Source organism: Comamonas sp. 4034, assembly GCF_050434545.1.
Taxonomy (GTDB): Bacteria; Pseudomonadota; Gammaproteobacteria; order Burkholderiales; family Burkholderiaceae_C; genus Comamonas; species Comamonas odontotermitis.
The window spans coordinates 1-12,044 of the sequence record NZ_JBNDIT010000039.1; the positions used below are offsets into that span (position 1 = coordinate 1).

General features: G+C 61.1%; 12 protein-coding genes. 8 read left to right on the forward strand and 4 right to left on the reverse strand.

Translation table 11 applies throughout. The features are described from left to right. Positions 1-518 (reverse strand): hypothetical protein (locus tag ABIE32_RS21305; RefSeq protein WP_429019242.1); only part of this gene is annotated, 518 nt, incomplete at its 3' end. Between the two features lie 196 nt (positions 519-714). Between ABIE32_RS21305 and ABIE32_RS21310 the strand changes: the two genes are divergently transcribed. After that, the gene (locus tag ABIE32_RS21310; protein ID WP_429019244.1) at positions 715-981 is read left to right on the forward strand and encodes a hypothetical protein; all 267 of its coding nucleotides are present in this window, start codon (positions 715-717) and stop codon (positions 979-981) included. A gap of 832 nt (positions 982-1,813) precedes the next feature. On the opposite strand, the gene ABIE32_RS21315 is transcribed toward ABIE32_RS21310, so the two are convergent. After that, entirely contained in the window at positions 1,814-2,179 is a 366-nt protein-coding gene (locus tag ABIE32_RS21315; RefSeq protein ID WP_429019247.1) for a hypothetical protein, read from the reverse strand. An 81-nt stretch (positions 2,180-2,260) separates the two neighbouring features. Between ABIE32_RS21315 and ABIE32_RS21320 the strand changes: the two genes are divergently transcribed. The 7 genes from ABIE32_RS21320 (at position 2,261) to ABIE32_RS21350 (ending at position 8,184) form a co-directional block, all read left to right on the forward strand. Continuing rightward, positions 2,261-2,893, forward strand: coding sequence for an ABC transporter ATP-binding protein (locus tag ABIE32_RS21320; RefSeq protein WP_429019250.1), 633 nt, complete (start codon positions 2,261-2,263; stop codon positions 2,891-2,893). A 151-nt stretch (positions 2,894-3,044) separates the two neighbouring features. Further along, positions 3,045-3,872, forward strand: coding sequence for an undecaprenyl-diphosphate phosphatase (locus tag ABIE32_RS21325; protein WP_224149730.1), 828 nt, complete (start codon positions 3,045-3,047; stop codon positions 3,870-3,872). Between the two features lie 230 nt (positions 3,873-4,102). Then, positions 4,103-4,630 (forward strand): 2,4'-dihydroxyacetophenone dioxygenase family protein, encoded by a 528-nt coding sequence (locus ABIE32_RS21330; RefSeq protein WP_224149729.1) that lies wholly within the window; start codon positions 4,103-4,105, stop codon positions 4,628-4,630. Positions 4,631-4,633: 3 nt separating this feature from the next. Further along, on the forward strand, positions 4,634-5,380 hold the full coding sequence (locus tag ABIE32_RS21335) for an SDR family NAD(P)-dependent oxidoreductase (protein ID WP_429019253.1): 747 nt from the start codon (positions 4,634-4,636) through the stop codon (positions 5,378-5,380). 34 nt (positions 5,381-5,414) lie between these two features. Then, a complete protein-coding gene (locus tag ABIE32_RS21340; protein WP_224149727.1) occupies positions 5,415-6,395 on the forward strand; it encodes a tripartite tricarboxylate transporter substrate binding protein in 981 nt (326 codons plus the stop codon). 146 nt (positions 6,396-6,541) lie between these two features. Further along, entirely contained in the window at positions 6,542-7,267 is a 726-nt protein-coding gene (locus ABIE32_RS21345; protein WP_224149726.1) for an SDR family NAD(P)-dependent oxidoreductase, read from the forward strand. A gap of 110 nt (positions 7,268-7,377) precedes the next feature. Then, a complete protein-coding gene (locus ABIE32_RS21350; RefSeq protein ID WP_429019257.1) occupies positions 7,378-8,184 on the forward strand; it encodes an IclR family transcriptional regulator in 807 nt (268 codons plus the stop codon). Positions 8,185-8,230: 46 nt separating this feature from the next. Here ABIE32_RS21350 and ABIE32_RS21355 read toward each other — a convergent pair whose 3' ends face one another. Together ABIE32_RS21355 and mutS are read right to left on the reverse strand one after the other, a co-directional pair. Then, positions 8,231-9,055 (reverse strand): peptidase, encoded by an 825-nt coding sequence (locus tag ABIE32_RS21355; RefSeq protein WP_429019260.1) that lies wholly within the window; start codon positions 9,053-9,055, stop codon positions 8,231-8,233. Further along, positions 9,052-11,643: a DNA mismatch repair protein MutS gene (gene mutS, locus ABIE32_RS21360; protein ID WP_429019263.1), complete on the reverse strand. Its 2,592-nt coding sequence runs from the start codon at positions 11,641-11,643 to the stop codon at positions 9,052-9,054. Before mutS ends, ABIE32_RS21355 begins: the two co-directional genes overlap by 4 nt. Positions 11,644-12,044 lie beyond the last annotated feature (401 nt).

Genomic DNA, 12,044 nt, shown 5'->3' on the forward strand with positions numbered 1-12,044 from the left:
GCGTGGCAGGTCAGGGGCGCGGTGGCAGGTGTATTGACCTGGCCGGTGGGCGAGACGAAATCCGTGCCTGGGGTGATGGTGTTGGTCACGGATGGGGTGTTCACACAGGCCTGGCGACCTGCATCGGTATTGGGCCAGACCACGGGCACCGTGACAGAGCAGCCACCCGAAGGAATGCCAAAACCGGTAAGGCTCACTGCGCTGGAGCCCTGCGCAGCGGCCAGCGTACCACCAGTGCAGGTATTGGAGACTGCGCCTGAGCCAATCTGCAGGGGGGCGGGCAGGTTGTCGGTGAGGTTGACACCGGAGATGGCCACTGGCGTGCCGTTGGAGATCTGGATGGTCAATGTAGCGGTATTGTCCGTGCCGCCCAGATAGATATCGGCCTTGTCAAAAGACTTGGCCACCTTGGGCAGGCCGCAAGCGCCGTTTTCTGAGGTGGCGGCGTTGATGAATGCAGGCCCTACCTTGCCTTGATTGGCTACCCAGCCAGGGCCAATGAATGGAGAAGCATCCACCACGGCAAAGACGCATGCCCCATTGCCCCTGTTTGACTGTGCGGTTGGTACTAGCAGCCCATACACGCTATTCACAGCTGTTGAGCCAGCAGGGGGAAAGCTCGCTGGTGGCGTGCCAGTCGCCAGGTAAAGGGCATTGCTGGCGGGCACATTGTTGATATAGGTGATATCACCACCAACAAAAGGATTCAGGCCCGTGAAAGAGGATGCAAAAGGCGAGTTGGTGTTCAATGGAAACGAGGCAAATCCTGATGACCCGCCGCCCAGTGCAAATGAAGTTGCTGCGCCGCCATTCAGTGCCCTGACCATCTTGTCTGCATTCCCGCCATTGATTGCCTCGCAGCATCCGTCCACGAAAAAGACAATGGAGTTAGCCCATCGGTTTGCCACGGCGTTTTGGAGGACCGTCCAGTTGCTGTTGTCGATAAGGCTGTATGCACTGGCAATCAAGACGATGTCGTAGGGACCAGATCCCCCCGTGAAGGTGCTCTGCGAGATGGCATTGGCATTACTGAGGACGCTCATACGAGTGATATTCGATGCGCCCACAACTGCTGCGAATTCAGCTTGCAGGTTATCGAAGGCTCCTATGGCATCTGCCCGCTCTGCATTGGGCGCAGCGACATTGGTGGTCAGCATCAACACCTTTTGGGCAAATGCCATTTGTGAGCCGCCCCAGAGCAGCATGGCCGTGAGGAGAAGCCTCACAAAGCGTGTAGAAGTTCGCATATCTTTCTTGAAACCGATTTCACTCGCAAAACCACGCAGCCACAGGTGCCGGAAAGCCATGTTTGCGAGCTTGAACTTGACTGTGTCTGGATGTAGCAAGCATCTCCCTGTGAATGCCTGCTACACGACGCGGAGGAGATTTGATGCTCTTAAATTAGAAAAAAGCTATCAAATTCATCATATCAGTCTAAATTAAATATTAGAAATCGTCTATATATCAGCTGGATAGCCAAAGTGAAGCCTTATGTTTGCTCACAATAGTTCACGGTTCCGCTTTTCAGAAGGGGCCAGATTGGCGGCGTGGCAACTGGCAGGGCGCTTTCGGAGTGGGGGTGCGGGTATTCTGGCGAGCGGGTGGCGCCGTACTTTGCCCGGAGAGCGTCACCAAAAACCCAGTGCTGCGCTGGACTTGAGGATTTTTTCGTGGCCGGGGAGTCCATCTATTCAAGAGACCCGCGCTTTCTCGGAAATCGAGATGAGATGGAATGCGTGGACGGATGGCGGGGGGCCAGAGATGGAGTACTGCATCTGCTGCATACCGGTCAACGGCATGCATCGGTGGCCGATCACTCGTCGTCGCTCAGAAACCGTGATTCCAGACTGTGGGCGAATGATGCATTGCCGCTGATTGTCAAGCTCAGCTGCACCGCTTCGCATAGCGCTGCATCCGGTGCCACCAGACTGCGCTGCTGCACGTCCCAGTGCACGGCCAGTGCGTGGCCTGCCTTGCTTTGCAGCTGCAAGTCCAGATCCCAAGGGTGGCCGTGCTCCAGCGAGCCGGGCTGTCCGAATTGCGCGGAACACCACCCCAGCACCTGCTCGACCTCGGCCTGCAGCGCAGGCCAGCGCTCGGCGGTGGCGTAGGCCATGGCATCGAAGGTGGTGATTCCTTCGCCATCATCGCTGGTTTCAAAGTCCAGGTAGTTGAGCATATTCGAGGTCGTCGCAGATTGATCAACGATTTTATGCTATGTTTTCAGGAGTTTATCGTTTCAGAACAGGCAAGCAAAAGCATGGCATTGCAATGGACGGCGTTGGAGTTTTCATACCCAGGATCTGGGCCGATATTGGCGGGTTGGCAATGGCAGGCCGAGCCCGGGCTGGTGCAGCTGGTGGATGGTTACAGCGTGGGCAAGACCACCGCCTTGCAACTGCTGGCAGGTCAATTGGCTGCCCGTGGTGGTGGCGTGCTGGTGGATGGCCAGACGCCGGCACAGCTACAGGCCGCGCATGCGCTGTTCTGGCACGAACCACGCAGGCCGGACACCATGCCGCCCGATACCAGGACACTCGCGCAGTGGACCGATGCCCTGCGGGCCCATTTTCCGTATTGGGACGATGTGGCGCTCGCCGAGCTGCAGCAGGGCTTTGATCTGGTACAGCACTGGCACAAGCCGCTTTTGGCGTTATCGACTGGGAGCCTGCGCAAGGCGGTAATGGCGCTGGGCCTGGCAAGCGGCGCCCAACTGGTGCTGCTGGACGAGCCGCTGTCCGGACTGGACAAGCCTGCGCTGGCCTTTGTGCCGCAGGCATTGCAGCTTGCCGCGCAGCGCTTTGCGCAGAGCGGGCGCTACCTGGTGGTGGCGCACTACGAGCCATTGCTTGGTGCGGGGGCTGCCGTGCAGGTACTGGAACTGCCGTGTTAAGCGATTTTTAAGCTTTTTAGGCCTCTGGCGCTTGTCTGGTGAGCGCCAGTTGCTATCAATTTTTGTAAAATTTGGTGCCTTGCACGTTTCCCGCTGCCCAGTGGCAGGAGGGCACTGGATAATCCGGAAAACCGATTTTTAGAGGACGATTGTGGACACCTTGTTATTGATCAAAGCAGCCATCATGGGCGTGGTGGAGGGGCTGACGGAGTTTTTGCCGATCTCGTCTACCGGCCATTTGATCCTGGCGGGCAGCCTGCTGGGCTTTGACGATGCCAAGGCCAAGGTGTTTGACATTGCCATCCAGACCGGCGCGATTTTCGCGGTGATCCTGGTGTACTGGCAAAAGATCCGTTCGACCCTGGTGGCCTTGCCATCGAGCCGCCAGGCACAGAAATTCGCGCTCAATGTCCTCATCGGCTTTCTGCCTGCCGTGGTGCTGGGCCTGCTGTTTGGCAAGTACATCAAGGCGCATCTGTTCACGCCCACGGTGGTTGCAACGACCTTCATCCTGGGGGGCTTCATCATCCTGTGGGCAGAAAAGCGCCAGGTGGGCCATGTGCGCGTGCAGTCGGTCGATGAGATGACGCCGCTGGACGCCCTGAAGGTCGGCCTGGTGCAGTGTCTGGCCATGGTGCCCGGTACCAGCCGCAGCGGCTCCACCATCATCGGCGGCATGTTGATGGGCCTGTCGCGCCAGGCGGCGACGGACTTTTCGTTCTTTCTCGCCATTCCCACCCTGATCGGCGCTGGCGTGTACAGCCTGTACAAGGAGCGTGCGTTGCTGTCGATGGCTGATATTCCGCTGTTTGCCGTCGGCCTGATCTTTTCGTTCATCAGCGCCTGGCTTTGCGTGCGCTGGCTGCTGCGCTACATCGCCAGCAACAGCTTTGTGCCATTTGCCTGGTACCGCATTGTGTTCGGCATCATCGTGCTGGTGACGGCCGCTACGGGCGTGGTCACTTGGGCAGACAACTGACGCAGCGTCCCCGCACATCCCGTTGAACACCAAAGCCCGGCTTGCACAAGCCGGGCTTTTTTGTTGGTGAAAACGCGGTGGTGATGGATGGGTTGTCAGACAACAATGAACCGCCTTTGCAGAATGCAGCATTCCTGGTGTTGGGGGATACGGGTTTATCAGGGGGATGTCGTATGTCTGTGGCTTTTATAATTGTCCATATTATAAATTAATGTCCATATGGTGGATAAATGCCAGTAGAAACCACAGACCAGACCCCCTTGATGCCCTACCAGTACCCGAATCCTCCGGATGCCTTGCCCGAGATCGTGGTGGAAAGTGCCATTCCTACCGATGAGCGCCTGTGGGTGCCGCAGGCCGAGAATGTGTGGTTTCGCCCGCTGTGTCTCAATGCCAGCCAGGGCTACTGGATGAATCTGCTGAAGGTGCGCAAATCAGGTGTGTTGAGCCGCCACCGCCATCCGCAGGCGGTGCACGGCTTTGTGCTCAAGGGTAAATGGAAGTACCTGGAACATGACTGGTGGGCCAAGGAGGGCAGCTATGTGTTCGAACCACCGGGAGAAACCCACACCCTGTACGTGCCCGAAGACTGCGAGGAGATGATCACCTACTTCCAGGTCAATGGCGTGATGTACTACACCGACCCCTGGGGCAAGGGCATGGGTTTTGAGGACGTGTTCACCAAGATCGACATGTGCCGCAAGCACTTTGAAGCCGTGGGCCTGGGCGCCGACTACGTCAACCAGTTCATCCGCTAGGCCATGGACTGCAGCTACGATTTTTCCGGCCGTGTGGCCGTCGTGACAGGGGGCGGCAGCGGCATCGGGGCCTGCGTGGTGCAGGCGCTGCAAGCCGCCCATGCGCAGGTGGCGGTCTGGGATCTGCAGTCCGCCAGCGCAGGCCGTGTAGGGGGCGAGGGTGGCGCGCCACTGCGATGCGCCGCTGACGTGACCGACCCGGCCAGCATCCAGGCTGCGCTGGCGCAGACTTTGGCGCGGTATGGCCGGGTGGACATTCTGGTGCACAGCGCGGGCATGACCGGCCCGACCATGGCGCTCGATGCGTTCGACGATGCGGTGTGGAAAAGCGTGATCGACGTCAATCTTATCGGAACCTACAACGTCTGCAAGGCGGTGGTGCCCGTCATGCGCAGCCAGGGGTATGGCCGCGTGGTGCACATCGCATCGCTTGCGGGCAAGGAAGGCACGCCCAATGCGTCGGCCTACAGCGCGGCAAAGGCCGGTGTGCTGGCGCTGACCAAATCACTGGGCAAGGAGTTGGCGGGCACGGGCGTGCTGGTCAATGCGCTGGCGCCTGCTGCAGTGCGCACCCCGATCCTGGAGCAGATGTCGCGTGAGCATGTGGCCACCATGGTGGCCAAGAGCCCGATGGGGCGCCTGGGCGAGCCGCAGGAGATTGCCGCGCAGGTGCTGTGGCTGGCATCGGATGCCTGCAGCTTCAGCACCGGGGCGGTTTTTGATGCATCAGGTGGCCGTGCGACCTATTGAAACAGCACGACAAAGTACAACCAGAGGAGATCGTATGAACTTGAACCCAACGCGCCGTGGCGCGCTCCGGCTTGCTGCGGCAGGTGCCGGTGCCGTGTTGATGGCCCTGAGCGGCGCAGCGCCGGCGGCAGATTTTCCCACGCGCCAGATCGAGCTGATCGTGCCTTTCCAGCCCGGTGGCGGCACCGACGGCGTGGCCCGCGCCTTTGGCGAGGCGGCGCGCAAGCACATTCCGCAGAGCATTGTGGTGCTGAACAAGCCCGGTGCCAGCGGCGCGATTGGCTGGACGGACATGATCAACGCCAAGCCTGACGGCTACAAGCTGGCCGTGGTGACGGTGGAGTTGGTGACCTTGAAGCCCATGGGCCTGGCCAAGTTTTCGTACGACGACGTGACGCCGATCATCCAGTTCAATGCCGACCCGGCCGCCATCACCGTGCGGGCCGATGCGCCCTGGAACACGATCGAAGAGTTTCTTGCTGCATCCAAGAAGGAGCCCGGCAAGATGGGCGTGGGCAACGCCGGCAATGGCTCCATCTGGCACTTTGCCGCAACGGCGCTGGGCGACAAGACGGGCATCAAGTTCAACCACATTCCTTTCCAGGGCGCAGGCCCGGCGGTGCTGGCGCTGATGGGCGGGCATGTGGATGCCGTGGCCGTGAGCCCGGCCGAAGTGGCGCAGCAGTTGCAGGCGGGCAAGCTCAAGATGCTGACGGTGATGGCTGACCAGCGTGTGAAGAACTTTGACAAGGTGCCAACCCTGAAGGAAAAGGGCATCGACTTGAGCATTGGTACCTGGCGCGGCATTGCGGGCCCCAAGAACATGTCGCCCGAGGTGGTGAACTACCTCAAGACCGCTGCCAAGAAGACGATTGACGAACCGGCCTTCCAGGAAGTGCTGTCCAAGCAGAACCTGGGCTTTGTCTACCGTGACGGCGCAGCATTCCGCGACCAGATGATGAAGGACGCGACGTATTTCGCCGACCTCATCAAGCTGCTGGATATGAAGAACTGATCAGGACACTGAATCAAACGATCACTCCGTTGGTTTTGGCGAAGGCACGGCCTCCCGGTTCTTTTGGGCAGGCCTTCGCTTGTGCCATGGCGTGCACCACGAAGCTGGCGAGTAGCAGAAGCAGCAAGTAGCAGAAGTAGCAAGTGATGAGTACAACGTATCAGCAAGACCTGTTTGCAGGCAAAACCGCTTTGGTGGCAGGCGCCACACAGGGCATTGGCGCGGTGATCGCCAACCAACTGGCCACCATGGGCGCGCGCGTGGTGGCGCTGGGGCTGGGGCAGGGCGACGGCACCCTGTCGCCCGCTGTGGAAATGCGCGAGGCCGATGTGACGAAGCAGGACGATCTGGACCGCGTGCTGGCGGATCTGCCCACGCTCGATATCGTGTTCAACTGCGCGGGCATCATCAAGCGCGGAGAAGAGCACGATGTCGAGGTTTTCCAGCGCGTGCTGGAAGTGAACCTGACCGGCACCATGCGTGTGTGCGCTGCGGTGCGTGGCAAGCTCAAGGCCACGCGCGGCTGCATCGTCAACACCGCATCGATGCTGACCTTCTTTGGTGGGGGCCTGGTGCCGGGCTATGCGGCCAGCAAGGGCGGTATCGGGCAGCTCACCAAGTCGCTTGCGATTGCCTATGCGGCTGATGGCATTCGCGTCAACGCCATTGCACCCGGATGGATCGCCACGCCGCTCACCCAGGCGCTGCAGGATGATCCGGCGCGCGCAGGGCCCATCCTCGCGCGCACGCCACTGGGCCGCTGGGGCACCCCACAGGATGTGGCGCAGGCAGCCGTGTTTCTGTGCACGCCCGCAGCCAGCTTCATGACGGGGGTGATCCTGCCGGTCGATGGCGGCTACATGGTCAGCTAGCGGGCAATGTCCCTGCGAGGCTTGCAATGCCGCATTGTGAAGGAGCGCTGCAGCAGTCGTGGGAAACACGCCGGGCCTGCGGTATGCTTTGCGCTCGATTGGATGGACACATGGCAGCACCTTCTTCCCAGGCTGAAAACAGCGTCGCCGGCACGGCGGCGTTTTCCAAATTCATGCGCGTGCTGCAGCTGGTGGCCGACAGCCCCGAGCCGATTGGCATCGCCGAGTTGACCCGTGCCACCGGCTATCCGCGCCCCACGGTGCACCGCATGGTGGCGGCGCTGCAGGCTGAGCGCATGGTGGTGGAGGTGGGCAATACCCGATGCTGGACGTTGGGCCCGCGCCTGGTGCAACTGGCCAGCCGCAGCTGGAGCCGCTCCGGTCTGCGCATGGCTGCAGTCGATGCACTGCGCGCGCTGCGCGATGCCACTGGCGAGACCATCCACTTTGCCGTGCCCTCAGGCCAGAGCATGGTCTATATCGAAAAGCTGGAAAGCCCCAGTGCGGTGCAGATGTCCTCGCGCATTGGTACCAGCGTCAACCTGTATTCCACCGCTGTCGGCAAGGCCTACCTGGCCGCACTGGCCCCGCAAGCTGCGGCCGCCTTGATGGCGCAGCTTGCCTATGAGCCGCTGACAGCGCAAACGGTAGGCAATGCCGAGGCGCTGCAGGTGCAGGTGGATGCGGTGCGCGCACAGGGCTGGTCCACCGACGCGCAGGAGAATGAGGAAGGTATCTACTGCTTTGGCGCGGCCGTGCTGGGCCCCGATGGCAGCCCGGTGGCAGCCATCAGCGTCAGCACCCTGCTGTTCCGCCAGAAGGCGGACGTGCAGGCGGCCTATATCCAGCCGCTGCTGCACGCGAGCCGCAGCATTGCGCAGCAACTCGCGCAAAACCCGAACCTCGTGCACGGCTGAGCGAGACGTTGGTTCGTGAGCGCAGCGAATTCGCAGGTCCTGCCGCTTACAGCATCGTCTGCGAATCGGTGATTTTCTTGATCGGCTTGGCGTGGCTGTGCGTCGGCTGGATCGAGTCCGCAGCGTTGCCATGGTCCCAGCGCGGGTCGTCGATGCTGTCAAAGGCCTGGCGCAGCTTGTCGCCCCAGGTGCTGCGCACCATGCGGAAGTAGGCGTTGTGCTCGTCAATGCAGGCAATGTTGTCGCACTGCAGCGCATCGGTGTCGTACACCACCAGATCGAGCGGCAGGCCGACCGACAGGTTGGATTTGAGGGTGCTGTCCATCGACACCAGCGCGCATTTGGCCGCTTCGTTCAAGGGCGTGCGGGGTGTGAGCACCCGGTCAAGCACGGGCTTGCCGTACTTGGCTTCGCCAATCTGGAAATAGGGCGTCTCGGCCGTGGCCTCGATGAAGTTGCCGGCCGAGTACATCTGAAAGAGGCGCGGGCTCTCGCCAGCGATCTGACCGCCAAACACGAGGCTGCAGTTGAAATCGACACCGGCACGCTCCAGCGCCTTGCCGTCGCGTTCATACACATGGCGCACGGCCGCACCCAGCACGCGCGTGGCCTCGAACATGCTCTTGGCGTTCCAGATCGTGATCGGCGGGCCGCCGTTTTCGTCTTCCAGTTGCTGGGTCTGCAAGATCTCGCGCACGGATTGCGAGATCGACAGGTTGCCGGCTGACAGGAGCACCAGAAAGCGCTCGCCGCGTTTTTCGTACACCATCATCTTGCGGAAGGTGCTGATATGGTCCAGGCCCGCATTGGTACGGGAGTCGGAGAGGAACACCAATCCGGCGTTCAGTTTGATCGCTACACAGTAGGTCATGACTTGTCTGCGAGTCTTTTGAGGGAGTAGAGAAGATCGAGTGCGTCGCGCGGTGTCAGGGTGTCGGGCTGCAGTTCGCGCAGCTTTGCCTCCACCGCGCTGGGCGTGGGTACGTCGCTCGACGCAGGTTCGACAAAGAGGTCGACCTGCGTGTCGTTGGCGGCCTGGCGCGATTCCAGCGCCGCCAATGCATGGCGCGCGTGCGTGAGCACCGGCGCGGGCATGCCGGCCAGCTTGGCCACTTGCACCCCATAGCTGCGGCTGGCGGGGCCGGGTTGCAGCTCGTGCAGAAACACGATGTCGCTGCCCGCTTCGGTGGCTGCCACATGCATGTTGATGGCGTGTCTGGCCTTGGCAGGCAGTTCGGTCAGCTCGAAGTAGTGCGTGGCAAACAGCGTCAACGCGCGGGTTTTGTCGTGCAGGTGCGTGGCAATGCCGCTGGCCAGCGCCAGTCCATCGAAGGTGCTGGTGCCTCGGCCAATTTCGTCCATCAGCACCAGGCTGTTGGGTGTGGCGCTGTGCAGAATCTGCGCGGCCTCGGTCATCTCGAGCATAAAGGTCGATTGCGCATTGGCCAGGTCGTCGGCCGCGCCAATGCGGGTGTGGATGGCATCGATGGGCCCGAGCAGGCAGCGCGTGGCTGGCACGTAGCTGCCCATGCTGGCAAGCAGGGCGATCAGCGCCACCTGGCGCATATAGGTCGATTTACCGCCCATGTTGGGGCCGGTGATGATCTGCAGCCGCTGGTGGGTGGACAGGCGCGTGTTGTTGGCGATGAACGAGGCGTTGGAGGTTTCTGCCAGGCGGGCTTCCACCACCGGGTGGCGGCCGCCATCGATGTCGATGCAAGGCTCGGGCACGAACTGCGGGGCGCACCAGTTCAGCGTGAGCGAGCGTTCGGCGAGCGCACACAGTGCATCCAGCGACGCGATGGCTTGCGCTACCTTGCTGAGCTGGGCAACATGCGGCTGCAACTGGTCCAGCACCTGCTCGTACAGCCATTTTTCGCGCTGCAGCGCGCGCTCCTGCGCGGACAGGGCCTTGTCTTCGAAGGTCTTGAGTTCGGGCGTGATGAAGCGCTCGGCATTCTTCAGCGTTTGGCGGCGGCGGTAGTCGTCAGGCACCTTGCCAACATGGCTGCTGGTCACTTCAATATAGAAGCCATGCACCTTGTTGAACTGCACGCGCAGGTTGGTGATGCCAGTGCGCGCCTTCTCACGCGTTTCCAGGTCGAGCAGGAACTCGTCGCAATTGGTCTGGATGCCGCGCAGCTCGTCCAGTTCGGCATCAAAGCCGTTGGCGATCACGCCGCCGTCGCGCACCAGCGCCGCAGGCTCAGGCGCGATGGATCGGATGAGCAGTTCCATCGCATCGCGTGGCGGCTGCAATGCATCAAAAATCTGGTTCAAAAGCGGTGCTGGCGCAGAACCATTACGCGCCAGTTGCTCTGCTTTTTGTAGTGTCAGCCCCAGCGCCACCAATTCGCGCGGGCGCACCTGGCGCAACGCGATGCGGGCCGTGATGCGTTCGACATCGGAGACGCCCTTGAGCTCGGTACGCAGAATCTGCCAGGGTGCGGCTGAGGCAGCGCCACTGTCGCCACGCAGCACGCCAATGGCCTGCAGGCGAGCGCTGGCTTCGCTGCGGTCGCGGCTGGGCTCCAGCAGCCAGGCCTTGAGCAGGCGGCTGCCCATGCCGGTCTGGCAGGTATCGAGCAGCGAGAACAGGGTCGGGCTGTCTTCACCGCGCAGGGTTTTGACCAGCTCCAGATTGCGGCGCGTGGTGGCGGGCAGGTTGATGAGGGCATTATCGCGCACCACATGGATGCTGTGCACATGGGGCAGCGCGCGGCCCTGCGTGTGTTCGGCGTACTGCAGCAGCGCACCGGCTGCGGCGTGGGCCGCGTACAACTCTTGCGCATTCCAGGCCTGGAGGCTGGCAGCCCCCAATTGCTCCAGCAGCTTGCGCTCGCCGAGCTTTTCGTCAAACTGCCAATCGGGGCGCAGGGTGAGCGGGCAGGTCAGTGCGCCGCTGCTGCGCATCTGGTAGAGCTCTTGCTCAAAGCGCTGCGTGGCACCGGCGCTGTAGGCCACTTCGCTGGGCGCGATGCGTGCCATCCAGCCGGCCAGGTCTTCGTTGGTGCACTCGGCCATGAAGATCTTGCCCTGCGTGACACTGAGCCAGGCCAGGCCGCAGCGCGCGCGTGGCGCCTGGTGCACCACCAGCAACATGGCCTCGGCCTTGTCGCTCATCAATTCGCTATCGGTCACCGTGCCAGGGGTGACGACGCGCACCACCTTGCGCTCCACCGGGCCTTTGCTGGCACCAACTTCGCCCACCTGTTCGCAGATCGCCACGGATTCGCCCAGCTTGATCAGGCGGCCAAGGTAGTTCTCCAGCGCATGGAAGGGTACGCCCGCCATCGGGATCGGCTGGCCGGCCGACTGGCCGCGCTGCGTGAGCGTGATGTCGAGCAGTTGAGCGGCCTTTTCGGCATCGCCATAGAACAGCTCGTAGAAATCCCCCATGCGGTAGAACAGCAGGGTGTTGGGGTGGTCAGCCTTTGCAGCATGGTACTGCTGCATCATTGGCGTGTGCGCTGAAAAATCAGCTTTTGTAGGTGCTTGAACTTCTATGTTTTTCAATCTCATCTATTTGTTTTTATTGGAATAAATCCAAATATCAATGTCCGCTATCGATGAATCTACATCTGACTTGCATGGGCCTGCACTGATTAGAATAGCGTAGGAAAAGAGAAGTTCTTTAAATCATCCTACGCCGGTGCGGTTGGTACGCTATAAGTCCTACGCTTGGCTATCTACATCTAATGGTACGCCATGACATTTGACCATGGGCCGCAAAGCTGTTTAAAACGGATGAACATATGACTGTACAGTGGCCTTGTTGCATAAATCGGTTTGGGACTGAGTCTCCCCAAACCCCAGACGTAGTTATGCCACGGCCACCGTTTGGGGCGTGCCCAGCTCGG

Coding starts and splice junctions, on each gene's coding strand:
- ABIE32_RS21335 (WP_429019253.1), top strand. CDS start 4,634: ATGGACTGCAGCTACGATTTTTCCGGCCGTGTGGCCGTCGTGACAGGG.
- ABIE32_RS21330 (WP_224149729.1), top strand. CDS start 4,103: ATGCCAGTAGAAACCACAGACCAGACCCCCTTGATGCCCTACCAGTAC.
- ABIE32_RS21320 (WP_429019250.1), top strand. CDS start 2,261: ATGGCATTGCAATGGACGGCGTTGGAGTTTTCATACCCAGGATCTGGG.
- ABIE32_RS21340 (WP_224149727.1), top strand. CDS start 5,415: ATGAACTTGAACCCAACGCGCCGTGGCGCGCTCCGGCTTGCTGCGGCA.
- ABIE32_RS21355 (WP_429019260.1), bottom strand. CDS start 9,055: ATGACCTACTGTGTAGCGATCAAACTGAACGCCGGATTGGTGTTCCTC.
- ABIE32_RS21315 (WP_429019247.1), bottom strand. CDS start 2,179: ATGCTCAACTACCTGGACTTTGAAACCAGCGATGATGGCGAAGGAATC.
- ABIE32_RS21345 (WP_224149726.1), top strand. CDS start 6,542: ATGAGTACAACGTATCAGCAAGACCTGTTTGCAGGCAAAACCGCTTTG.
- ABIE32_RS21350 (WP_429019257.1), top strand. CDS start 7,378: ATGGCAGCACCTTCTTCCCAGGCTGAAAACAGCGTCGCCGGCACGGCG.
- mutS (WP_429019263.1), bottom strand. CDS start 11,643: ATGATGCAGCAGTACCATGCTGCAAAGGCTGACCACCCCAACACCCTG.